18 protein-coding genes are annotated in these 23,194 nt (G+C 38.1%); 3 read left to right on the top strand and 15 right to left on the bottom strand.

Translation table 11 applies throughout. From position 1 onward, the window contains the following. Window positions 1-69 precede the first annotated feature (69 nt). The 13 genes from WSC_RS0116500 to WSC_RS0116440 all read right to left on the bottom strand — a co-directional run bounded on the left by WSC_RS0116500 (window position 70) and on the right by WSC_RS0116440 (window position 16,610). Window positions 70-1,173, bottom strand: coding sequence for a polysaccharide pyruvyl transferase family protein (locus WSC_RS0116500; RefSeq protein WP_016957055.1), 1,104 nt, complete (start codon window positions 1,171-1,173; stop codon window positions 70-72). Window positions 1,174-1,271: 98 nt separating this feature from the next. Next, window positions 1,272-2,198, bottom strand: a complete 927-nt coding sequence (locus tag WSC_RS0116495; RefSeq protein WP_082196202.1) for a polysaccharide pyruvyl transferase family protein — start codon at window positions 2,196-2,198, stop codon at window positions 1,272-1,274. 6 nt (window positions 2,199-2,204) lie between these two features. Beyond that, window positions 2,205-3,527, bottom strand: coding sequence for a glycosyltransferase (locus WSC_RS0116490; protein ID WP_016957053.1), 1,323 nt, complete (start codon window positions 3,525-3,527; stop codon window positions 2,205-2,207). A gap of 43 nt (window positions 3,528-3,570) precedes the next feature. Continuing rightward, on the bottom strand, window positions 3,571-4,446 hold the full coding sequence (locus WSC_RS0116485) for a glycosyltransferase family 2 protein (RefSeq protein ID WP_016957052.1): 876 nt from the start codon (window positions 4,444-4,446) through the stop codon (window positions 3,571-3,573). A 9-nt stretch (window positions 4,447-4,455) separates the two neighbouring features. Then, window positions 4,456-5,829: a hypothetical protein gene (locus WSC_RS0116480; protein ID WP_016957051.1), complete on the bottom strand. Its 1,374-nt coding sequence runs from the start codon at window positions 5,827-5,829 to the stop codon at window positions 4,456-4,458. Then, a complete protein-coding gene (locus tag WSC_RS0116475; RefSeq protein ID WP_016957050.1) occupies window positions 5,819-6,931 on the bottom strand; it encodes a glycosyltransferase in 1,113 nt (370 codons plus the stop codon). Before WSC_RS0116475 ends, WSC_RS0116480 begins: the two co-directional genes overlap by 11 nt. Continuing rightward, the gene (gene asnB / locus WSC_RS0116470) at window positions 6,915-8,831 is read right to left on the bottom strand and encodes an asparagine synthase (glutamine-hydrolyzing) (RefSeq protein WP_016957049.1); all 1,917 of its coding nucleotides are present in this window, start codon (window positions 8,829-8,831) and stop codon (window positions 6,915-6,917) included. Before asnB ends, WSC_RS0116475 begins: the two co-directional genes overlap by 17 nt. Window positions 8,832-8,851: 20 nt before the next feature. Beyond that, window positions 8,852-9,940 carry a FemAB family XrtA/PEP-CTERM system-associated protein gene (locus WSC_RS0116465; protein WP_016957048.1) on the bottom strand — a complete coding sequence of 363 codons (1,089 nt, stop codon included), beginning with the start codon at window positions 9,938-9,940 and terminating at the stop codon, window positions 8,852-8,854. Next, complete coding sequence (locus WSC_RS0116460; RefSeq protein WP_016957047.1) at window positions 9,937-10,932, bottom strand: polysaccharide deacetylase family protein; 996 nt, start codon at window positions 10,930-10,932, stop codon at window positions 9,937-9,939. Before WSC_RS0116460 ends, WSC_RS0116465 begins: the two co-directional genes overlap by 4 nt. Then, window positions 10,932-12,065 (bottom strand): glycosyltransferase family 4 protein, encoded by a 1,134-nt coding sequence (locus WSC_RS0116455; protein ID WP_016957046.1) that lies wholly within the window; start codon window positions 12,063-12,065, stop codon window positions 10,932-10,934. The genes WSC_RS0116460 and WSC_RS0116455 overlap by 1 nt, the downstream gene beginning before the upstream one ends. After that, complete coding sequence (locus tag WSC_RS0116450; RefSeq protein WP_016957045.1) at window positions 12,062-13,018, bottom strand: glycosyltransferase family 2 protein; 957 nt, start codon at window positions 13,016-13,018, stop codon at window positions 12,062-12,064. Before WSC_RS0116450 ends, WSC_RS0116455 begins: the two co-directional genes overlap by 4 nt. Next, on the bottom strand, window positions 13,019-15,526 hold the full coding sequence (locus WSC_RS23155) for an RIFT barrel domain-containing protein (protein WP_016957044.1): 2,508 nt from the start codon (window positions 15,524-15,526) through the stop codon (window positions 13,019-13,021). 16 nt (window positions 15,527-15,542) lie between these two features. Next, window positions 15,543-16,610: a GNAT family N-acetyltransferase gene (locus WSC_RS0116440; RefSeq protein WP_016957043.1), complete on the bottom strand. Its 1,068-nt coding sequence runs from the start codon at window positions 16,608-16,610 to the stop codon at window positions 15,543-15,545. A gap of 108 nt (window positions 16,611-16,718) precedes the next feature. On the opposite strand from WSC_RS0116440, the gene prsT reads away from it, so the two are divergent. The 3 genes from prsT to WSC_RS0116420 all read left to right on the top strand — a co-directional run bounded on the left by prsT (window position 16,719) and on the right by WSC_RS0116420 (window position 21,177). Continuing rightward, entirely contained in the window at window positions 16,719-19,496 is a 2,778-nt protein-coding gene (prsT, locus tag WSC_RS0116435) for an XrtA/PEP-CTERM system TPR-repeat protein PrsT (RefSeq protein WP_016957042.1), read from the top strand. A 298-nt stretch (window positions 19,497-19,794) separates the two neighbouring features. Continuing rightward, window positions 19,795-20,520: a PEP-CTERM sorting domain-containing protein gene (locus tag WSC_RS0116425; RefSeq protein WP_016957040.1), complete on the top strand. Its 726-nt coding sequence runs from the start codon at window positions 19,795-19,797 to the stop codon at window positions 20,518-20,520. A 75-nt stretch (window positions 20,521-20,595) separates the two neighbouring features. Beyond that, window positions 20,596-21,177, top strand: coding sequence for a hypothetical protein (locus WSC_RS0116420; RefSeq protein WP_016957039.1), 582 nt, complete (start codon window positions 20,596-20,598; stop codon window positions 21,175-21,177). A 34-nt stretch (window positions 21,178-21,211) separates the two neighbouring features. Here the strand turns inward: WSC_RS0116420 and WSC_RS0116415 are convergent, their stop codons facing one another. Beyond that, on the bottom strand, window positions 21,212-22,300 hold the full coding sequence (locus WSC_RS0116415) for a hypothetical protein (RefSeq protein ID WP_016957038.1): 1,089 nt from the start codon (window positions 22,298-22,300) through the stop codon (window positions 21,212-21,214). Between the two features lie 23 nt (window positions 22,301-22,323). Then, window positions 22,324-23,181, bottom strand: coding sequence for a ThiF family adenylyltransferase (locus tag WSC_RS0116410; RefSeq protein WP_016957037.1), 858 nt, complete (start codon window positions 23,179-23,181; stop codon window positions 22,324-22,326). Window positions 23,182-23,194: the final 13 nt, after the last annotated feature.

Genomic DNA, 23,194 nt, shown 5'->3' with positions numbered 1-23,194 from the left:
CTAGCTAAATTTCTAATTAACACAGGGTAAGTTATATTAATTATGTCTGTGAATTATTATAAATTGCGTTTAATCAAAAACAGCTTCAGTGAAATTCTTTTCAGCTTTTAAGATACACCTTTCAACATCCTGGGTAAAATCATGAGGTTGTAGCATCAATTCAATTCGATCAACTAACTCGTCTGTAGATACTTCAAAATCACCTACTCTAAGTTGATCCGACCAATTAATATCATCAAGAAAGTTAGTCGCTTTTTCATGGACTTCAGCCAGTAAAAAAGGCACTTGTGCCATAAATGAATAAATAGCACCGTGTAACCTAAAGCTCAGTACCGCATCACAAGATCCAATTTGGTGCCACATATCCATAGGATCTCTGTGATAATGACAGATTTCATACTTAACAGATGGGTCTAATAAATTCGCCAACATCTTATTTGTCGCTAAATCCCCTTGCGCCTCGTGCCCGTGAAATACAAACAATTTAGTTTTTAATTGATTATTTCTAAGAATATTTAAGCGATTAATGGCAGAAGCGAGTAATTCAAGACGGCTTTGATTGTCATGATGGGCTTGAGCAGACTTGGCGTTAAAAGAACAGAGTGCCAAACCGATAGTCACCTCAGATGAGTTACCATCAGAAGTCGTGCAAGGTTCAACTCTAGGTAATAAAGCGGCTAAATCAAAACTATTAATACACGGTAAGTCGAGGTTGTAACTCTTGACGATGTCATATGATTTTTGATCACGAACACTGATAAATGACATATTTTTCATAAATTCGATCACTTTCTTTTCATGATTGACCGAATCAAATGGACCAACAGACACCCCTATAGCGCCAACTTTGAGTTTAAATCTATCTAAATTTTGCTTGGCATAATCCATTTCCCACCATTCTTTACCATGGAAAATAGAGCCACCAGCAAATACTAGGTGGTTATTCTTTTTAAAATGATTATCGGCAAGAAACTTATTGATAAAACCCAGTCGATGGTGAGGTAGTTGCTTTAAAATAGGCTTACTACTCGGTGATAATTGTGGGATCTTTTTAGAAAAAAAGTAACTAGTATCAGCGTTCCAGTAATGCTTTGCCCCCCACTCGGCGATTTTACAGAAACAATCATCTCCTGTATTGCTCATACCGTAGAAACCACTAAATGTAACCTTCATACCTTTCCTATTTCCTTTTGCTAAGTGTCAGTTAATCAGTATTAACACACTCAAATAATGCTTTGCTCTCACACCTACTGTAGTGGTACTACTGTATTCTACTCTGTACACCATTCGACATTATCGAATTTTCCTAGAATTGAATATTCATAAATGGCGCGTATTTTAAAGTAATTATTAGCATATAGCTTTACTTTTTTGCCTAAACAAGCAGCTCCAATTGCAATGTGTAACCGATTGGTGTGTACCTCTTCATAAGCGTTAATTTCGTTTAAAAAGTGATAACAAGATAAGGCTGCTAAATCTTTTTGACATGAGCTTAATTCAAGAACAGCGGATAAATCAACATTGCCTTCAGGAACAACATCAGATGTTCTCTCAACATCAACACGAAATGCCTTGAGTACCTTGTCATTTTTCTTTCTTCTTTCAGGTATCGTCTTTAAAAACGCTTTGTAGCTTAAATAACCTTTCAGACTCAGACCAAAGTCATAATCAGATTGCCCTAATAGACGTGTAGTAAACTCTTTAAATAGGTATGGTAAAAAATTTACTTTTGGCTCTTTAGCAATAAATTTGCTGTGATCAGATTGAAAAACAATATCATCGTGAAGATATACATGTGCGTTAGGACTTGTCTTATTAACATGATCGTAAGACACTCTTTCACGACAAATAATATGGGCATTTGACTTTAAAGAGGCTAATAACTGCTCCGCTCCAAAAATGGTATGAGGTAAAAACACTAGGTTTTTCGCTGTATCTTTGTACTTTTTGACAAACTGACCGGCACGGCTTTCTTCACCGCCAAAATTACCACCACCGCCATACATGACGGTTTTACCAGTAGCATCAAAAGATGCATCCTTAACTAATTCATAATTCAAACCAATTTTGTCAAAAAATTGAAAAGTGGCGCATGCAATAAGAGAGTCACCTGCATTGCCAGGGTTTGGATAAAAATATACACGCTCTTCAAAAGACTTTAATAACTGCTCTAGTGAGTCTAAATTTAATTCCATCATTTATCCCTAAGATTTTAAATTGCTTAATAATGTTTCGTAATCGCGCTTAAACTGCACTCGATCACTTATATCCAAATAGTCCATTTGGTGTAATTCATTCACTTTTACAACCATATCTTTTGACCAATTTCTGCCAATGGCACGTTCATTATTGGAGATCTCTTTATTCATGATCGCGGTAGCTTCAATACAACTACGGTTGTTAATGACATAATCACGTGGAGAGAAAGATTCTTGGCGAGTCAGCAAGTCTTTTACTTTAGTGGCTAGTGTATCTTCACCAGCAAAATCGCCTGTCTGCGGATTGATAAAGTCATAATGTTCACCATAATTGTGATTTTCTCTCATCACAACAATAGTGTTACAGAACATACCTTCGATAATGGCGCGGTTGTTCCCCTCGAACTTAGACCAAAGTACGTTAACTTTACTGCGGTTTAATAAGGCAGAAACCTCTTGATGAGTGATTGATTCATAGATAGTTAACCAGTCTTTTACCCCATAAAACTCAGCCAGCTCGACAATCTCATCTTGTGTCATATCAACAGGATAACCAACGAGAGTGATCTTAGGTGTCACCCCTAAGCCCTTTAATTTTGAGATAGCTTTGAAAAAAGCCCCATGACGTTTAAATTTCGCCCAAGCGGCTACCATGATAATGTCAATATCACGCTCAACATTATGAGGTTGGAAGTTCGTATGGTTGACAAACCAACTCGGACCGATTTTTAACGGTTTAATTTTACAATCCAGCGCTTGTATAAAATCTAGATCACGCTTCTCATAACACATTAGATAAACACTATCAGAGGTGTTTGCGTATGAGAGAATACTCACTTCACAAAAACCAGCCCAGCTTGGCTCTAGGATAATGATGTAATCCTGACTGATTTTCTCAATATCGTAAAACTTTCTGAAAAGTAAAAAGTAGTAGCTGTAGTTAAGTACAATCACCCCTTTTTCATTATTACTTGGACTTTTAAGTACAGTCACAATGCCATCTAACATGCGGTCAGGATGTTCAATAAATTGCGCTGTATTGGATAGAGGCTGAATATCATCAATGGCTAATTGCACTAATTGTTTTGCATTTTCGTTGTCCTTGAATGCCTTTTTAGCCCAATAAACACCAAAACTAAAACTGCCCTTCCAACCAGTGCGATAAACACTTGAGACAATATTAAAAGCTTTAAGGCGTTTCCCCATAAGTAAGTGTGCAAATACGGCTAAATGGGCAACTAAAACAAACAGAAATTTCCATTGATTATGATCATATTTGATCAATTCAATTAACTTCTCTTTCAGAATTTTTATTTTTAATTTATTCATTTCAAGTGTCTAATAACTGGATTTTTAAAAGGTTATATTAGGTTTATTTTTTTACTGAATTAAGTAGTGTTCTTACAAGGCGCTTAACTAAAGGCAATTTAAATCGACCAATATTCATAGCATGCCATGCACAATTTAATGCAAAACTACTATCGCCAGCATCTTCAGCTAAGTAAGAACAAATAGTGTATGATTTTTCTTGGGCTAGTTTTTTTAACGATTGATTGTTCGACACATTCTTAGTAAATGCATGTTCAATTACTGCTAAATGAAGTGGCAACATTTTTCTTGCTTTGCGAGAAGTTGACCCCTGGTAAACACGATATTTAGCAACTGGCTGATCTACATATGAAATCGGGTGTTTAAAAGCAATATCGAGCCAGAGTTTCCAATCTTCAAGCGCGGCTAACTTCTCGTCAAAGCCTCCTGCATCAATAAAGGTTTGTTTATCAATTAGGATTGTTGAAGTGGTGATAAAATTTTCGAGCACTAATTTATCAAAAACAGAACCAGCAGGTTGCTCAGAAAGTTCAGCCCGAGTCACTTTACCCGATTGCTCTTCACCAATGTAATACGAATTACAATGAGACCATAAATTTCCGTTCAACTGTGCGTACTGCTTGGATAGTTTATCAGTGTCCCAAAGATCATCAGCATCAATGAATGCTAACCAATCACCTTTAGCATGTTCGACTGCAAAGTTTCGAGCATAAGAAACACCCGAGTTAGCAATATCGAAAATCGTAATTTTATTTTGGTATTTGTTTAAGATTTCTAACGTATTATCTGTCGAACCGTCATTAACGACCAGTATCTCTAGGTTGCTATAATCTTGTTTAAAAACACTTTGCAGTGTTTCTTCTATATATGCTTCCGCGTTGTATGCTGGAATAATTACGGAAATAAGTGGCAGGCTCATTATATTACTCTATATGTTCAGCTTGTAAGTGAGTATAAGCGGAGGTCTAGCAAATCGCCCCAACGTATCCCCGCTTCGAAAAGATAAAAATAATCTATTATTTTCAGTATCATAAGCTCCACTTGACGCTAATAGGTCATTACCAACTGGTACTTCGAAGTATCCATAATCGTAAGGCCTAACTTCAAAAGGTTCCATTAGCCCCAACCTCACTTTAAACAAGTCATAAGCATCCCACATCCAATAATAGGAGCCATTGTCGTTAAAGTCTCTTGCGCAAGACCCACCACAAGTGTTTTTAGAACCTGAATTGAGTTGCTGAATTTTGTAGCCGACTCCCGATTTATGCCCCCCTGACTTCCCAATAGTTACATAAGTCCTTGTATTTGGGACAATAAACCCAATTGCTGCACCGCTCAAAACAGTCCATAAGTCATTATTTAACATTTCATTATTTAAAATAGCGCGCGTGCTAACATCATCACCATAAAGTTGGTCTAACTTTAAAAAATTCTTTAGTGGGAAATCTAAAAGACGAACAGATGGAACGTGCCTAGCTTCACTGTAAACCATATCTGGTCTTGGATAAAATGCAAACGCACTTGGGCCTACGGATAACCGCGAAATTATAGAAGCATAAGGTTGATTACCCAATATGTGGCTGCCTCCAAGCAAGTCCTGCCAAAATTCAGGTATTGGCGTAATCCAACCGGAAGCCCTAGCTGCCCCTTCAATTTGATATGGGCCTTTAATTTCACTTGCAGCCATGTTGTGAGCATCCGTGATCACAATAGACGTATCTGCTTCATTAGCATTAGCGTCATACCAATTTATATAATTTACTATTAGCGATCGACCTAATTTACCAATGCCTGTAATCCTGAAAAAACCGTCTATACCAGTTATTTTTTTTGATGCTACATCGTTAGGATTATAAAACCGAAAATAAGGTTGTCTTGAGGTTTCTACAATTACGAAGTCTTGAATATTTTTTGACTTTACAATCTCAGGCATTGCAAACTCGATAATGGATCCATATTTAGGATTTCCACTAATAAATATGGAGTTGCGTATTGAATCATAGGTCATAACGCCATAAGAAAAGTCAACGTTACTAAAATTATCACTTTGAATGAGATTTTTCGGAGAAAGTCTAAATCCCCCTTCATATTCAAACATTTTAATATCAATTAAAGGCAGCTTCTTAGCTGTTGCAACTTTTTTAAATGTGTCACAAACATCACGCCCATAGATAGTCTTGATTTTTTCATAAACTTCAAGTTCAATTGCATTGTTTTCAATAATACACGCGAATGCTTGAGTTGATAGTATACCCAGAAATAAGAACACGGTGAATACAAAATTATTTAGGCTAATCATCATATTTTTGCTTGTAATTAGAACACATCTTTGCTGAAAAAAATCTATTATCGAAGTCTACATATGCGTTTCGTGAAAATATTAAGTATCTTTCAAATGAAAGCAAGTATTGAATTCTATTCCGAAATTCCGTATGCACATTGCTTGGAGATACCTCTCCATTAAAACCCTGCTTGATAACTTCAGGGTTGCCGCCTACATCAGTAACAACACATGGCTTCCCTAAACTCATAGCTTCTAACAAAGTCATTGAAGTTCCTTCAGACAAAGAAGACAGTAAAAATATATCCATCAATGCAAGATATTTCGCTGGTTTAGGATCATAGCCTGGCATTATTACTTTATCTTGAATACCCAATTGGGCGATTTGATTTTCAATATTTTGTCGCTCTTCGCCATCACCGACAATAATCAAAACTGTGTCGGGATGTTCTTTTAACACCATTGCAAATGCATCCAACATCATTTTATGGTTTTTTATCGGGTCTAGCCTAGCTATTGTCCCTAATACTTTAGTATCTGGTGAAATAGCCAACTTTTTACGTAAAACTGTAACTTCTTCTTCGTTTACTTCTACTGGCTTAATACCATTGTAAATAACTTCAATTCTGTCCCTTGGTATATTTTCATGCTCTATCAAAGCTTCTTTAGTAGCTTTAGAAATGGCGGTTATATGTTTGGTAAATTTACATAAAATAGGGTTTACAAGCTTACGCTTCCATGTACCAAAATCTGGGTAAAAGCGCCCATGTTCAGTAAATATCACTTTGGTTTTAGTAAACATGGCGGCAATACAGCCGTAAACCCATGGTGTGTATTGATGGCAATGCAATACATCTATTTCATGTTGTTTAATATGTTTTCTTATTGCACCAATCAAATTGGTATCAAAACCAGGCTGACGATTACAACTAGTAATTTGAACGCCATTCTGTTGTAGCTCTTGCCCCCAAGGACCTAAAGGCTCTTCAATGCAATAAATGCTGTGGATTAAGGATTCGCTAGCACTACCTTCAATTATATTTTTAATCACCATTTCAGTACCACCTATGCGCATATCATAGGTTAGGTGCATTGCTCGTGTCGGTTTATTCTGCTGTGACATACTCATCCCACCACATTTGGAACATCAGTAAACTCCATAACACAGCACCATGATCATGTTTAGCTGCTTGATGTTCATCCCATAACTTTTTAATCGCGTCGGCTTTAAAATATTTAACTAAACCTGCGTTGTTAGTTAATAATTTATCTTCTGCTATATGTTTAATTTCACCACGGAACCAATCAGCCAAGGGCACACTAAAGCCCATTTTTTTCCGATATAAAATTTCATCAGGCAGTAATGGCTTAAAAATATTCTTTAAAATATGTTTTTTATCGCCTTGATTAAACTTGTATTCGGACGGTATCTTGGCAGCTTGTTCAACCACAGTATAATCAAGCAAAGGCGCGCGCACTTCTAACGAATTCGCCATGCTCATGCGATCTGCTTTAACTAAAATGCCACCTGGTAAAAAGGTTTTTAAATCTGTGTACAACACTTTAGCTAAATGATCTGGGCCATCCGCTTGGCTATATTTGTCTAAAGTAATTTTGCTCGGGTGATAACCAGCTAGCTCTGCTGAAGTTTGTTCATTAACCAGACTTAACCAAGTTTTATCGGTAATAAAAGCGTTCGAATAATAAAAGCCCATAGCTGGGTCGACTGCTAGAGTATTTAACAATGAACAAGCTTTTCGACCTACTGTGCTTGTATTAAGCAGTGGGGTAACACTGATAACTTTAGCTAAACTTGGCGCTATTTTTTTGTTAAACCAGCTAGGAAAGGCATCACGAATTTTATTCTCTTGGGCGTCTACAGCGTATTTTTCATAACCGGCAAAAATTTCATCGCCACCATCTCCAGCTACGGCAACTGTCACTTGTTGGCGTGCCAACTCAGATACAAAATAAGTAGGTACTAGAGAAGGATCAGCAAATGGTTCATCAAAATAGCGCACAATTTTAGCTAAATTGTCTTTAACGTTTTGATGAACAATAAATTCATGGTGGTCAGTTTGATATTTATCAGCAACAACTTGCGCGAATTCAGTTTCATTAAATGCTTTAACATCAAAACCAATTGAACAAGTGGTCACAGGCTTCGCCTTGTCACCATCTTGTTCTTTGGCAACACTAGACATCAATGCAACAATACCACTTGAGTCGACACCACCACTCAAAAATGCGCCTAAAGGCACATCTGCCACCATACGTGTTTTAGTGCAATCTGTTACGGTTTTAATTAGTGCCTGTTCATGTTGTTTGATATCGGCATTATCTGTATTAGCAAAACTAACATCCCAATATTGGCGTTTATCTAATTTGCCTTGTTGAAAACTAATGCAATGACCTGGCTCTAATTTGTAGATATTTTTATATATGGTTTTAGGATCTGGGATATACTGGTAAGCAAAAAAGTCATAAACCGCATCGGTTCTTATTTCTGTTGGTATTTGTGAGATTTGTTTCAGCGCTTTAAGCTCTGAAGCAAAAAAGATATCTGTACCATCAAAATAATAATATAAAGGTTTTTTGCCAAGCCTATCACGTGCAATAAACAGCTTTTGTTGAGCTTCGTCCCATATTGCAAAAGCGAACATACCATTTAAATGGGCTAAACAGTCTTCACCATATTCTTTGTAAGCAGCTATGATAACCGCAGTATCGGTTTGATTAGCAAACTCGTGGCCTTTGTTGATAAGCTCAGCTCGCACAGCTTGGTAGTTATAAATTTCGCCATTAAAAACGATAGATATTTGCCCATCGGCCGAATGCATTGGTTGTTTACCAGCTTCAGATAAGTCGATGATAGATAAACGTCTATGACACAAACCGACTGTGTCGGTGACGTATTCACCATGTGCATCAGGGCCGCGGTGTGCGATTGTATTGCCCATTTGCACTAATAGCTCTGTATCACCAGAGAAATTAAATCGACTAAATCCTGCTATTCCACACATGCTAATTCCTACAAAAAAGGCTACAAACTAATATATTTTCTAACTTTTGGGCCGACAGTTTCTGTAACTGCAAGCGGTAACTTGCGCCAAATTTCTTCCACCCTCGCACGCATTTTTCCTTTGCCCGTTGCGTGTGTTTCAGTATTAATGCGTTGACCTTGCGCATTCAACTGGCACCAGTCTAACAATTCGGCTTGCGCGCCCCATTGAGCTTTAAATCTATAAGTGCCTTCATTAAAAGTGGAGCGGCCAAAATCAAAATTGGCAATATTGTTGTCGGCAACATGTTGCAACAAAGTCCAGTACAACAGCATATTTGGCGCTAAGCGATTGTATTCAGCCACAGTAGAAGCCCAAGGAATACAGGCTTTATTCCCACAGGTTAGCACTATACCTGCACCAACCACTATGTCATCTTTATACACAAGGGCGATAACTGAATTTTCACCATAAAAATTCAATATGCTGTCAAACCAAGCTTTGCTATGCACAGGTGAGCCTAAATCACGCATGTTTCGGCTAATCACTTGATAAAAACCATCTACAAACTTTTGTTCTTTATTGCTGGCTAATGAAATTTCAGCAGTTAAACCATTTTTTTCCGCTTTGCGAATTTGGCTGCGTAATTTACTTTTAAATCCGTCCCATAAAGCCTGTGAGTTTTCAGGTAGTTGCAGCAACATTCTGACTTTTTTGTTATCCAAATCAATTTGTTCTGAAGCTGCACTGTCGTAATTCACTTCTGTTGCACGGTAATCAATAAACGGCTGATTATTTTGCATTAACCATTTACCGGCTTCAGCCAACAAAGCTTGTTCAATCACTTTGCTATCGGCTAACACGCCGCCTAAATCACAAAATGGTAAGCTGCATAATTGTTGTTTTGCGAAAGGCTTTTTAAACTGAACCAGAGGTAACACACCAACAATAGTATTTTGTTGAGTTGCGATTAGATAATAAGCTTTATGCTGGTATGCCTGTTCAACCGCTAATCCCCAAGCAAACATATGGTAAGGCGTGGCATTTTTATGCTGCTTAACATACTCGTCCCAAGCAACTTGTTGCTGATTGGTCGCTAGGTTAATTTCTATTTGTCCAAGGCTGCTCATGCCTGCTCCTGTTTAAACCAATCTGCGACCTGTGAAATTGTCATGCACTCCACATCAGCATTTTGTTGCAAATACTCAAACACAGGTTGAATGCGCTCTAATATAGTGTGTGCGCCTTCTCCATCTTTCATAAAACCTGTTGCGCTGGTTAACAAGCTAGAACTGTGTAAATACATATGGAACACAGTTTCACCACGTTTTAACATGTTTTTGGCTAAACAAATCATGTCACTTGCGCTGGCTAATTCAGGACAAAGATAATGTTTACGCAATAACCCCGTGTGCCAAGCTAAACCAACTGAGCGTAAATTATTCAACCAACTTTCTTCCAATAAACGATGAAACTTGCTGCTTAATGCAAAGTTAGTATTGTTAAAACCAACCGATACCGGAATTTGCAATAATGACCTTTGCTCACCAACTTTTACTACATTGGCATAGTCCGGCCAGTATGGATGAATTGGCGCACCTTGACAGGTAAAAAACTTATGGCTGTAGTAAGGATAAACGCTGGAGTCGATGTCATAACCGAATTTCACCAGCAACTTTAATACATCGCCAGATATCCCCCAACGACCAGTACGAAATGCTCGAGGATGGGTATTAAATACAGTTTTCAGTTTGTCGGTTAACTGTTCAAGCTTGGCTTCAACTTGCTCTATTGGTAGGTTAATTACATGTGACTCAAATTCAGTGGTTTGACCATAATATGGTGGATTACACCAAGGATGTAGATGCGCGGCAATCTCACCTTTTCCACCAGCAACAGCACTATTCAGAATAGCGACACTCGCTGGATCGTTTGCAACGGCATAGTCGACAAAATAGCTAGGTTTAACGCCTAACTTTTGACAAAAGTTTTGGAAAGCTGGAATTTGTTGTACATTGTCGACCGAAAAATCTTTTTGTGGAAAAGGCCCAGACCAATCCCATTCTTCTTCCGTATCAACAGAGATAACAAATTTAACTTTTTGTTTATTCAACTGCGCCATTAATCAAACTGTCCATTTTCCATTTTTACAAATAGGTCGTAGTACTCTTGCGCCATACGTTTACCTGAGTAATTTTCATATACAAAGGTGCGCGCAGCGTCTGCATATTGGGTTGCTAAGTCTTGGTCGAACAACAAAGTTTCCCAATATTCGGTTAAGGTTTGTTTGTCACCCAATTTGGCTAATAAACCAGATTGCTGGTGCTGAATAAGCTGGTCTATACCTGCGATATTATAAGCAGCAACCGGTACGCCCATAGCTGTCGCTTCCATTAAACAACGCGGAATACCTTCCAAAGTTGAAGTCATGACAAACAAATCAAAACTTTGTAATAACTCTAACCTGTCATCTCGAAAACCTAAAAATTCGATTCTGTCTTTATATTGTAGGTTCTGTGTATAAGCTTCAAGTTCAGCACGCTGATCGCCGTCACCTAATAGCGATAAAGTGATTTTTGGATATCTTGCTGCTAAATCATTAAAAATATCTAAAATATCAAAGATATTCTTGCGGCTGATCATCTGGCCAATAAAACCGATACGCTTGGCATTACCGCTAGACTTTAACGGATTGTCTTGTTGTCGTTGTGCTTCAACTTCAGACAGGTCAACGCCGTTTTGGATATACGCTAACTTGTTAGGCTTAACCCCCATGCGCAACACATCATCACATAAAGCTTTCGACAATGGCGCAACCACTTGGGCAAACTTCATTGCTTGGCAGCCTAACCAGATAAAGGCTCTTAGTTTAAAATCTTTAGCGTTTTCAAATCCATGTGGGGTAACAACACAACGAATGCCTGCTTTTTTTGCAACCCGCACACCTATGATATCGGATTTGTAGCCATGGGTATGAATAACCGTATAACCTTCACATTTTACCAGCTCAACCATACGATCAATTACCGCAAGGTCAAACTTATTTTTCATTGGCACTTCAAAGGTTTTTAAACCGAGCTTTTTGTACTGTTTAACTAGCTCTAAATCCTGGGTATTAGATTCTAGCGTAACTGCTAAATCACATTGAACTTTTTCCGGATCTAAATATCGAGCTAGGGCTAATATCCAACGTTCAGCGCCATAAAACCCTGTCGGGCAGATAAACTGTAATACTTTGATGGGTTGGGTTGTCATTGTTGTTTTAACTCCACCACTTTAATCACCCCACCAAAAGTGCCAACTATCCTTGCGGGGAAATAAACTAGATAAAATTTTAATATTTGCCAATAGGATACCGTATTTGTCGGTAACTTGTATAACCTAAATGCGTAGATAACAATAGGCAGTATGGTCGCGAACAAACTCGCCAAAGCCATATCAGTTGATGTAAATAACAAACTAATCAAAGTGGCTATGGCAAAAAATGCTATCCACACAGGTACTAAAAAGCTCGGTATTTCACTTAGAGGGATATTGCGACCTTTAATAGATTGAATATTTGACTGGCCACGCCAGATTTCTTTTTTGTACATTTCGCCAAGGACTTTGTCTTCTCCTAAGTGGATGTAAGTCGCCGCCGATGAATAATACAATTTACCGTGTTTATGAACTTGGTCGGTAAAGTAATAGTCTTCGCAAGTAATCAAGTGCTCTGGAAATTGCCCCGCGGCGAAAAAAGTTTCTCGCGCCAAAAATAAGTTACGACCAGGCAAAAATCTTAAATAACAATCTATTTCAGCATTGCTTAAAGCTGTACGAATTTTTTCCAGCGGCGGCGCATTGTTATGACATTTTTGCATTGCACTGACCAAAACACGTTCTGGCTCTTTATTCAGTTCAGCCAACATGGCATTAATCCAATTGTTGGAAAGCTCAACATCCGCATCTAAAAATGCTAGATATTCGCCTTGTGCGTGATTCACCCCAATATTGCGTGAAGCTGATATTGTTTTGTCAGCCGTTTGAAAAACCAACTTAACCTGTCGGCCATCGGTTGCTGATAACACGCTCGGGTCTAAATCATGATTATGGGTCACAACTATTATTTCAAACAGCTCCGCTGGATAATCTTGTTGCCAAATAGAAGCGACTGTTTGCGCCAGCATTTCAATGCGGCCTTTATGCGGAATAATAAATGACACTAGCATTTATTTGCTCTCCTGTTTAGCTTCTTTACCCAGAATTTTTGCGACTTTGGCCGAACGTTTGGCTAGCCAATTCACCTCACGGCTGACTGATATTTTGACTAGTCGAGTTGCAAATAATTTAACAACTCGAATTAGTTTTGCTGATGTATTATGCCAATTCGGCTGCGCATAAGACTGAATAGCCGCAAATTTATCTTCAGGCTTGTTATGCGTAAAATATTCAACCACACCATGGTTTTGCGCCAACAAAACTAAAATTCGCGTGTAATGGGTCGTTGGGTCATTAACCAAGGTGTCGGCAACATATTGATAAAAATACAATGCTTTGTGCCAAAACTTATTTGCCATATCTGAGTCAGGAGCATAATACGCAGCACAAGCTAATACATTCGCTTTGCGCATATCTTGCGCTGTCCATGTTTGATTTGGATATTCTAGAATTTCTGGCTTATGTAAATACGGATATTCGTTTTGCTCCATCCACTGCGCATAGTGCAACAATGCGTCACGCACATAATAAAACTCGTCATCCAGTTCACTCGCTTGTTCTTTTATCGCTAAATAACGGCAAGCAGCTTGCAGCAATACTGTATAAAACCATGCATATTCAACATTACTTAAATCGCGCAAGGTAAGATCTTCAGTTGGATGAATAGTTTTATGCAAAACTGAGCTTGCTTTGTTTAGATAACTTTTATCATTAGTTAATTGATAAGCATCCAACAAGGCAATGACAAAATTTCCAACACCGCGGTCAAGTGGATACTGACCCGTAACTAAGTTAGTGAAGCCTGCTTGACCGGCATTTTTGACCGCTAATACAGCTTCAAGCAGTCCACCTTCACCATCGTAAACATGACCAACCCACTTAGCTAAATTGAGAACAGTCTGTTTTGAAGTTTCATCACCAGTTAAGAAATAGTGGTACATCAAACCTGTGGTGTAACAATGTTGTCCACCTGGGCCACCGCCACCAGCATGATCCATATACGCACCTTGTTCATGGTGCTTTGAATAAGTTCTATGTGTGGCTGTTTTAGCTGGTAGATAATGATCTGTGTGCCAAAAAAGTCCGTGGTTGTATTCAGCTTTGTCTAAATCCGTATGATAGATATCAATATCTTTAACATGTTTAGCTAAATCTTGCGCAAGCTCCAACCAACGCGAATCTTGGGTTAATGTCCACTGGCGCAAAAAACCATAAATAGGATCGTATTGGTTATTGTAGTGAGAAACAAAGATATCATCGCCTTGGTAACCATCGGTTTCGTGATCGGCATATAAATCACCAAAATTGCGCCAGCCATATTCGTCGACAACTTCACGTTTGGCAAAAAAGTTACTCTCACCATTCACACCACGCTGGATGATATTTTCTATTGGTGACAATTCTTGTGCTTGGCAAAAATACGGCCATACTTGGCTATTTTGCACATGCGTTAAATCAACTTGAATAGTCAGCGCTTGACTAACAAAATCAGTTTTATTCTGTTGGTTGTAACAGCTAACTTGTAATGTTGTTTGTTCGCCTGCTTGCAGCTCATGCAAATAATCACACTTCGGCAGTAATTCAACCACAATTTTGTTTTCTGTTAGCGCCACCCCTTTTGGGAAATTCTGCCAAAATTGTTGCGGTTGAATAATGAAGGTGTCAGCACATTTTACGCTTGGGTTTAATCTGGCGGTAGCAAGGTTTTCCCACTGACCATCGGCGTCATACACTAACGCACCATTTTGTTTTAATGGCACTTGCAAATCTTTATCTAGGTGGACTGGGCTTTGCCAATTTTCGCCACCACTGGCGACTTGGACAACTCGGGCTATATTTTGCCCATAGTTCAATACTTTTTCGTCTGCTAGTTCAATTACAGATAATTGTTTTTCATCTTTAAGAAAAACCAATTCGCAGTATTCAATTTCAATCGAAGCGCTATCGCCTAAATCCCACAGCCCACCAGCATGAGTCGCTGCACGGGCATTTAATAGTGTTGCGGAATAGAGTGTATCACCGGTTTGTTGGTAACTTTTTTTGCTTAAATTTAGTTTAATCCGCTGATCTGTCGGTAGCACTAATGACGCATCGAATAAAGCGCTGATTTGTGTTGTTGTGCTGTTATGCCACTCTATCGGCATTTCAACAAGAGGGTAATCTTTTAGTTTTAAACGAACACTATGTAAAACAGGTGCAGTATTTTCTAGTTCAGGTTGTAGCACAGCATCTTGCTCAGCAAAAGAATCTGTTACAACCACAGTCCATTGTTCGCTTTGTGCTGCGGCGATTGTTGCAAAAAACTCCAAACTAAGCCATTTGATGCTATTGTCAGGCCAAGAAGCCAACACTTGTTTACTACAAGTAACGAATTGACCCGCTTGGTTTTGTATACCTATATATTCTATCGAGTTAACTTGACCTTGTGCAAAGGGCACAGAAAAACGGCAGACTTGATTATTTCTGGCTATCCCGAGGTGTTCTGTCAAAGAAAATGAAATATTTAAACTCGGGTTCATGCAAACTGTTCCATATTTAGTTTCTAGTTATTATCTGTTTTATTGACTTTAATGCCTTGATGAATTTCAACTTAACAGCTGGTTTGTCAATTACATACATACATTGTTCGGTTTCAATATCTGACAATGAGGCTTTATACCTAGCTTCACCTGCCAAAAAGTCATATAGCTCAAACCCTAACTTTGCAAAATGACTGATAGCGTAACAGTGTGACAACAAACCAATTTTGTATTTATCGTCAAAATCATCGTAATTTACTGATCCAAGGTAAAAATATACACGTTTATCTTGTAAAAAGTAATAATAAACCGCCGCCACTTGCTCACCGATAGTTGCCTGCAACAATATAACTTGTTTGTTGTCGACTCCCGACCGTATAAGACTTTTATGAAACTCTACAAAGTGGCTATTTAAAAATCCGCTGTCGTGCCAGCGCTTTTTATGATGCGTCGACGCCCAATCAAACATTTGCAAAGCTTGCACCACAGTGTTGGCCTGCTCTATCTTTACCGGTGCAACAACTTTATTGATTGCACGCTTTAGTTGTGAACGTGAATTACGCGACAAGCAATTTAGTAAACTGTTAATGTCTGCAAAATTGCTATGCAACTGGCGTGCATAACTAGTTGAAGTCATGTCTTTGTACCAAGACAAACTTTGACTGTTTTCTATATAGTCAATCGGCTCAGATAACCCAACCAACAACTCTAATGCGTTACTCTGCTGAAAATATTCGAGCACGGCCTGCCACACCTGATTTTTATATTCTGGCAAGGCGACAACATCATTGCACTCAGGCCATATTTGATCAAATTCATCTAACCCCGTTCTGTGCAAATACGCTTGCTGCCAATTTAGTCCATAACGAAGCTGAGTTTTAAAACACAAACCAGCAACGCCAACAACTTTTCCATCGAAGAAACAGATAATAAACTGGAAATTAACAGGCAACCGAACCCAACTTTTCATCCACAAAAGAGAGGTAAAAGGCGAATTTGATGCTTGGTTCGATAACTGGGATAACGCATTAATAAAAGACTCGGCTTCGTTTGTTATCTCGATTTTTAGTTGTGTTTGTAACATCCAAAGGTTGTTTTTATACTAAGTTATAGAAACTCTACTATACCGTAACTAAACTCTATATACTCTTTTTCTATAAGTGAAAATAATTTTAAAATTATAAGGATTATTATGAATACGCCATTCAAGCTCTCAACAATTGCTTTGTGTATCGCATTAACTGGCTGCTTTGGAAAAACAGCAGACGAGCACTTCCAACAAGCAACAGATTACATAAATGACAATAAAACAGACGCTGCTATCGTAGAACTCAAAAACGCCATAGAACAAAACACAGAACAAGCAGTCTACCGATTCACTCTTGGTGAACTTTATTTTCAAACAGGTCAAACCAATGCATCAGAAAAGGAATTACTTCGTGCACTAGAATTAGGTTTAGCACCAGAACAACAAACTGCCGCCAATAATTTATTAGTGAAAAATTATTATTTGAATAATAGTTTTTCGGCCATTTTAGAACTTGCAAAAAAACATGACACCTCAGTTATTCAATATTACGCAGCGGCTGTTGATATAGAAGATAGAAAATATCAAGAAGCAGTTGATAAATTTGAAAATATTATTCAGCAAAACCAACAATCAGATATTAGTGCTCTAGCAAAAGCATATATAGCGATCAGCGAACAAAAAACAGATGAGGCAATTAATCTAGTTGAACAAGTATTAGCTGAAGACGCTAATAACTTTGATGCATTAATTTTAAAAGGCCGTATAGGTTTAATGCAGGGACAAAGCCAACATGCTGTTAGCGCATATGAAAGCTTAACTAAGCTGATGCCGAAATATCCGCAGTTTCAAATATTTTTGGCCACTGCATATATCGGCAATAACGATTTTGATAAAGCAGAGCCTGTGGTAGCCCGCTTATTAAAAGCTCTACCGAATGGTAGCTATATTCAACAGTTAAAGAGCCAAGTTGAGTTTAATAACAAAAATTTTGAACAAGCTAAATTATTCTCTGAAAAGGCAATTCAAGGAAATATAGACACCAGCATGAATCGTTTAATTGCCGGCTACAGTAACTATCAATTGGCGAAATATGAACAAGCATTCGAACATTTATCCGCTATTGCCGATCAAATTCCAAACGACCACATAGCCAAAAGGTTATTAATCGACTTGCAGTTGAAGCTAGGTTACGACGAGTTGGCATTAAAAAATCTCAAGAATATGACCAATGTAACTGAGTCTGACGCTTCACTATTGACCAGTGCAAGTCAATACTTATTACAATCAGGCGATTCTGCCGCAGCACAAGAATTGCTCGAAACTTCAATTAGTTTAACCAGCGATAATCCCAATGAAATAGCTAAACAAGGTTTGATGCAATTAAAGCTCAATCAAGGTGAACAAGGGATTGAAAGTTTAGAAAAAGCGCTACAACTAAACCCCGAACTTGCTTTAGCAAAACAAGGGCTGGCTATGGGTTACCTTAGCCAAGGAAAATTGGAAGAAGCACTAAAAATAGCCAAACAATGGCAAGGGGAAAGTGATGTTACTCAGCAAACTCAAGGACATTTGCTAGAAGCAACTATTTTTGAACAACAGCAGCAGCCAGAGCAAGCGCAAGAAAAGCTTGAGACAGTACTAAAACTAGACGGTAACAACCCTGCTGCACTGTTTAAATTAGCTTTGTACCAACACAAAGCAGAGCAATACCAACAGGCTTTAGATAAATACACAAAGCTAATCAGCAACAACAGTTCCCACGCACCTGCAATGCGTAATTTATTGACAATTGCCAATCAAGACGCGAAATTTGCCGAGCAAGCAGAAGCTTTTTATAAAAAGGCGATTATTGACAAACCACAAGATAACTTACTCAAACTTGGCCAAGCTTATTTATTCAGTTTACAAAACAAAAATAAGCAGGCTTTAGAAACCTTAACGTCAATAAAAAATAGCCAAAACCCGATAAACGGTATTGAGTTATTAATTGGTGATGTTCACCTGAAACAAAAAGAGTGGAAACAGGCGATTGATAATTTCAAATCAGTTAATGTAAAAAATCCTGACAGCTTACGAGCCGCACAAAAATTGTTTACTACTTATGAAATTACCGGGGATTTAGATAATGCTTTATTAACGGTTGAAAAAACTTTAGTTCGCCACCCCAATAATATCGGGTTAAAGTTGCTAAAATTAGATTACCAAAGCAGGCAGGGCAAACCTTTAGACCAAACAGCGTTAAAAGACGTAAAAACAACCCCTACAACTGCTTCACATTGGATGTTGTCTTCAATATTGGGTAACCAAGCCATTACAGACAAAAACTTTCACCAAGCAAACGAACATTACAAAACGGCTTATGAAAAACAACCTAATGCCAAAAATGTCATTGCATGGTCGCGCACAGCCGCGAGAGTGGATAGCCCACAAAAAGCAATTGAAATATTACAGGGTCATTTAGATAAGGAAACCAGTGAGCTTGAAAAGAAAAAATCAGCCAATGTACAAGCAATGCTGGCAAATGCATATTTAAATATTAAAGATTATAAAAGCGCTGAAGTAGAGTATTTAGAATTAAACAAAAACCAACCAAATAACCCTTTGGTATTAAATAACTTGGCCTATATTAATTTACAGTTTAAACAAAATGAACAAGCTTTAACTTACGCGGAACAAGCTGTAGAAGCTCTGCCACAAAGCCCCGCAATAATAGACACTTATGGCATGGCTCTATTGGCAAACGGCAAAGCAAAACAGGCATTAGCTCAGTTTGACTTAGCGTTAAGCAAAACATCAGGTAACATTGAAATGTCTGTAAATAAAGCTAAAGCTCTGACTGAACTTGGGCAAAAAGATCAAGCAAGCAGTTTGCTTAATTCGCTTAATCCAACCACTGATAATGAAAAACAACTCGTGGCCGAAGCTAAATCACAGTTATAACTATGATGTTGAAACATTATATTTCAACCTGATAAATCGTCCTTTGGCAGCTAAAGCCCAATTTTCAATTGAAATTGGGCTTTGTTTTTATGTATTAACCACTTCAATGCTTCAGGATAATCTCTCAAAGAAATATGTCAGAATTATTTACACCCTACTTTTCGAGCAAACTCAAAAAAAAACACAAGACATTGATTTCAAACAAAAAAACAAAACTGGCACACGTACTGCATTATCTTGGATACATTGATTCACAAAATGTTAGTTCAATAACCAGCTTTAACAAAAGGATACGATTATGATTAACTTTAAACACACTTTAGCAGCAGTGGCTTTAACAGTAACAGCTGTTGGTACAGCGCAAGCAGACGTAGTTTTAGATGACTTTACCTACGACCCAGTTATTAATTTATTGGTAGACAACAATTCAGCTACTGCTGTATCTGATTACGATACAACTACTAGAACTGATATTAACGCTTATAACGGTGATGTAATTTATGAGTTGCAGGCGTTGCCAGCTTCAGCTGACGCTGCAGTTGACACATCAGCGACATCATTTACATTATTCAGTGATGGCGTACTAGCACTAAACAATGACAACTTCATGTTTACCGAAATTAGCATGACATACGCAGATACTAACGCTAATGCAGGTCCACTTGATTTACTTAGCTTTGGTGAACACTTTTACTTTGATGTTGTAGCCTCTGATATCGGCTTCGCTTATTCAGTAGCTGTTGGTGATATTTTTGGTGGTGTAAGTATTTTCTCTGATATTTCAAGCCAAATCACTTCATTGACGCGCGAATTGGTTAGTTTTTCATCTTTTGTGGCTGCACCATCGTTTACTGCGGCTGATTTCTCTTCAGTTGCTTTTGTAAATGTTACAATCACAACTCAAAATGCAGGGGCTGACTTAACATTAACAGAGTTTGGTGTTGTACCAGAGCCAGCTAGCTTAGCAGTATTCGGCATGGGCTTATTAGGTTTAGTTGGTTTACGTCGTCGTAAACAAGCTTAATTAAGCTTTAAACACCCTTAAAATAAAAAGCCAACATATGTTGGCTTTTTTTATACCCAAAAGAAAGGAACTAACATGAGAAAAACACTACTAGGATTAACTTGTTTAACGGTGATTAGTCCATCCGTTTATGCATTTAATTTGGCTAAAATATGCGAATCTGGTACTTACCACAGAATATCGGGCAATATTCAAACTAAAAACATTTCAGAAACTGAGCAGGAAGGCACAATTCTACTAAACCTTTACAAAGTTAAAGGATTCAAAAAGAAAAAAGTTGCCTCGACAAACGGCAGTATCTCAGGTCAAATAACCAACCAAAATGGTTTTTCGATAACATTAAACCACAATATAACTTTAGAGAATGGCTTGGGAGAAGTTTACACCCATAACGATCAGGCCTATGTTACAGGCGTAACTGAATTTGCAAAGGATGACTCAGGTAAGTTACTGCTAGATCCAAGTACAAATCTACCGACACCATGTGGCTTTACCGTGATAGAGCAAATAATGGATATTAGCGGTTCAACAGGTTTATTTAAAAACGCGACAGGCAAGTTAACAGCATTTGGTACAATTAATATGTGCCCTCAAAACATCCAAAATGCAGTAGACAATCAATTCTCTATAACAGGATATACCTGCCTAGAGAATTAAAGTATCGGTTTGAAGGTTGCCCCAACCTTCAAACTTAAATCAACAGTTCTGCCAACGATTTTCTAACAGACCGAGAGCTGGGCAAATCACTCCGCCCAAGCCTGCCCATATAAACAGCCTTATTAACTGCCTCATCACCAACAAATTGCCTAAACTGAGCTTCCATCTTAACTGCATTAGACAAAGCTCGTTGATCTTGGGTAAATTGCACTTGATTACGTAGCAATTCAGAAAAGATCACTGGCGTATGCTCAGGTTGAAAACCTAAACCGAGTTGAGATGCTTTTAGCCAAAAGCGGATTAAATTTTTACCAACTTCAATATAATCTTGATTGCATTTTACCGGCTCGTCTTTTAACAGTATAAAATGCGCACTCGACTGAATAGCTGTTTGATATTCCATTAGATATCGAGGCACTAAAGTCCCAGCCATATACTTTTCAACAAAATGGAATAATGGCCAACTAGATAACGTCAGTTGAGTCAACTTGACCCACAACAAACTAATCCCTAGTGACATTGCAGGTAGTTTTGTTTTACTTTTAACAAACCCTTCTTTGCTAAAGTCGATTATTTTAGAATGCACTTCGTATCCTTCTTTCATCGCATAGCGGGTATGTGCATTACCAAACATAAGTGATGCGACTTGTTTTTTGTCGCTATCCGACTCTAGCCATTTAATCGAAAAACTTTCTGCTAATTCGTTTTCTAGCAGATGTTTCTCTTCTCCTGTCAATGGATATGTGCCCATCGGCTTTCGCTGGACAGTACGTATTTTTAGCTGTTCATATAACGGATCTTGTCGAATACTTTGCTTAGTTAAGCTGATACTACATTTGCTGACTTGCTTCACTTTCAATGATTCGAAAGTTTCTTGGGTAGTAAATCCATATTTTGACGCGGCGATTTTTATGTACTCACACAGTATACCCAGTGCGATTAGCGTAGCATTACCTTCTTTGTCGTACACCATCCAATCAGAATCATCTACGATCTCTATCTCAAACTCACTATTAGATTTTACTCTAAACCGCCAATTCTGCCTATTGTCACCACTTGGTGCCCATATTGCGTCTTCTAGTATAGCGCGGACTAAAGGGGGCATAGCTTCAAGTCTATCCATAATCACTTTACTCAGTTGGTTACTTATTGTTTTAAAACTACTTTTTTAGCTATCGAAAACATAATGCGTTGGATTGGGTTTCTATTTCCCCATGGACGCCAAGTTTTAACCATTTTATTCTTGTAAGCGTCAAAATGCAGACCCCAAGGAGCTTTGACCAAATCACCTCTGTTCAATAATATTTTTAACACATAAGACGCTGCTGCACCGCCACACAATTTAACGCCCATTGGCAAAGAAGGCGCTTTTTTCGCAATAAAATCACTGGTTGATGGGTCGACTAAATAACTGCGCTGAATCAATGACGGACTTAAACCAATGAGGAACTTTACCAATTGTTCGTTTTCTGTTTTACAGTCTTCGAACCTAAAATACTCCTCGTAATTCATGCTATCTTCAGTGAAACACAATAACGCAGTGCCCATACCAATTGGTGCAGCCACAACAACAGGAATATTTTTTTCTAAGCATTTTTTATAAACCAGCTTTCTCGCCTGCAGCGCAAAATAGTCTAAGCTGTCGACATATACATCAACATCTTGCAAAAATTCATCGACGTTATGTTCAAAGATCCCATCAGGGAAAGATTTAATGTCTAACTCAGGATTGATATCTAACGCAATTTTTTCCATCACTTCCACTTTAGGTTGCCCTACAGTTGACATAAATGCGCCCGCCTGGCGGTTGAAGTTATGCACCTCATACTCATCAAAATCAGAGATATTGAACTTTCCAATACCTAAACGCGCCAGCGTTACTATATGTTCGCTGCCAACTCCACCGGCACCAGCGGTTGCTATTCTTTTATTTTTTAATTGAGCTTGTTCAGCAGTGGTTAACCAACCGATATTGCGCGAAAAAGCATTCATATAATCAAACATAGATAACCCTTGA

Origin of the sequence: Catenovulum agarivorans YM01 (assembly GCF_000281085.1) — a bacterium.
GTDB classification, from domain to species: domain Bacteria; phylum Pseudomonadota; class Gammaproteobacteria; order Enterobacterales; family Alteromonadaceae; genus Catenovulum; species Catenovulum agarivorans.
Note: the sequence above shows the minus strand (reverse complement) of the source record. Positions and strands in the feature narration are given on the sequence as shown.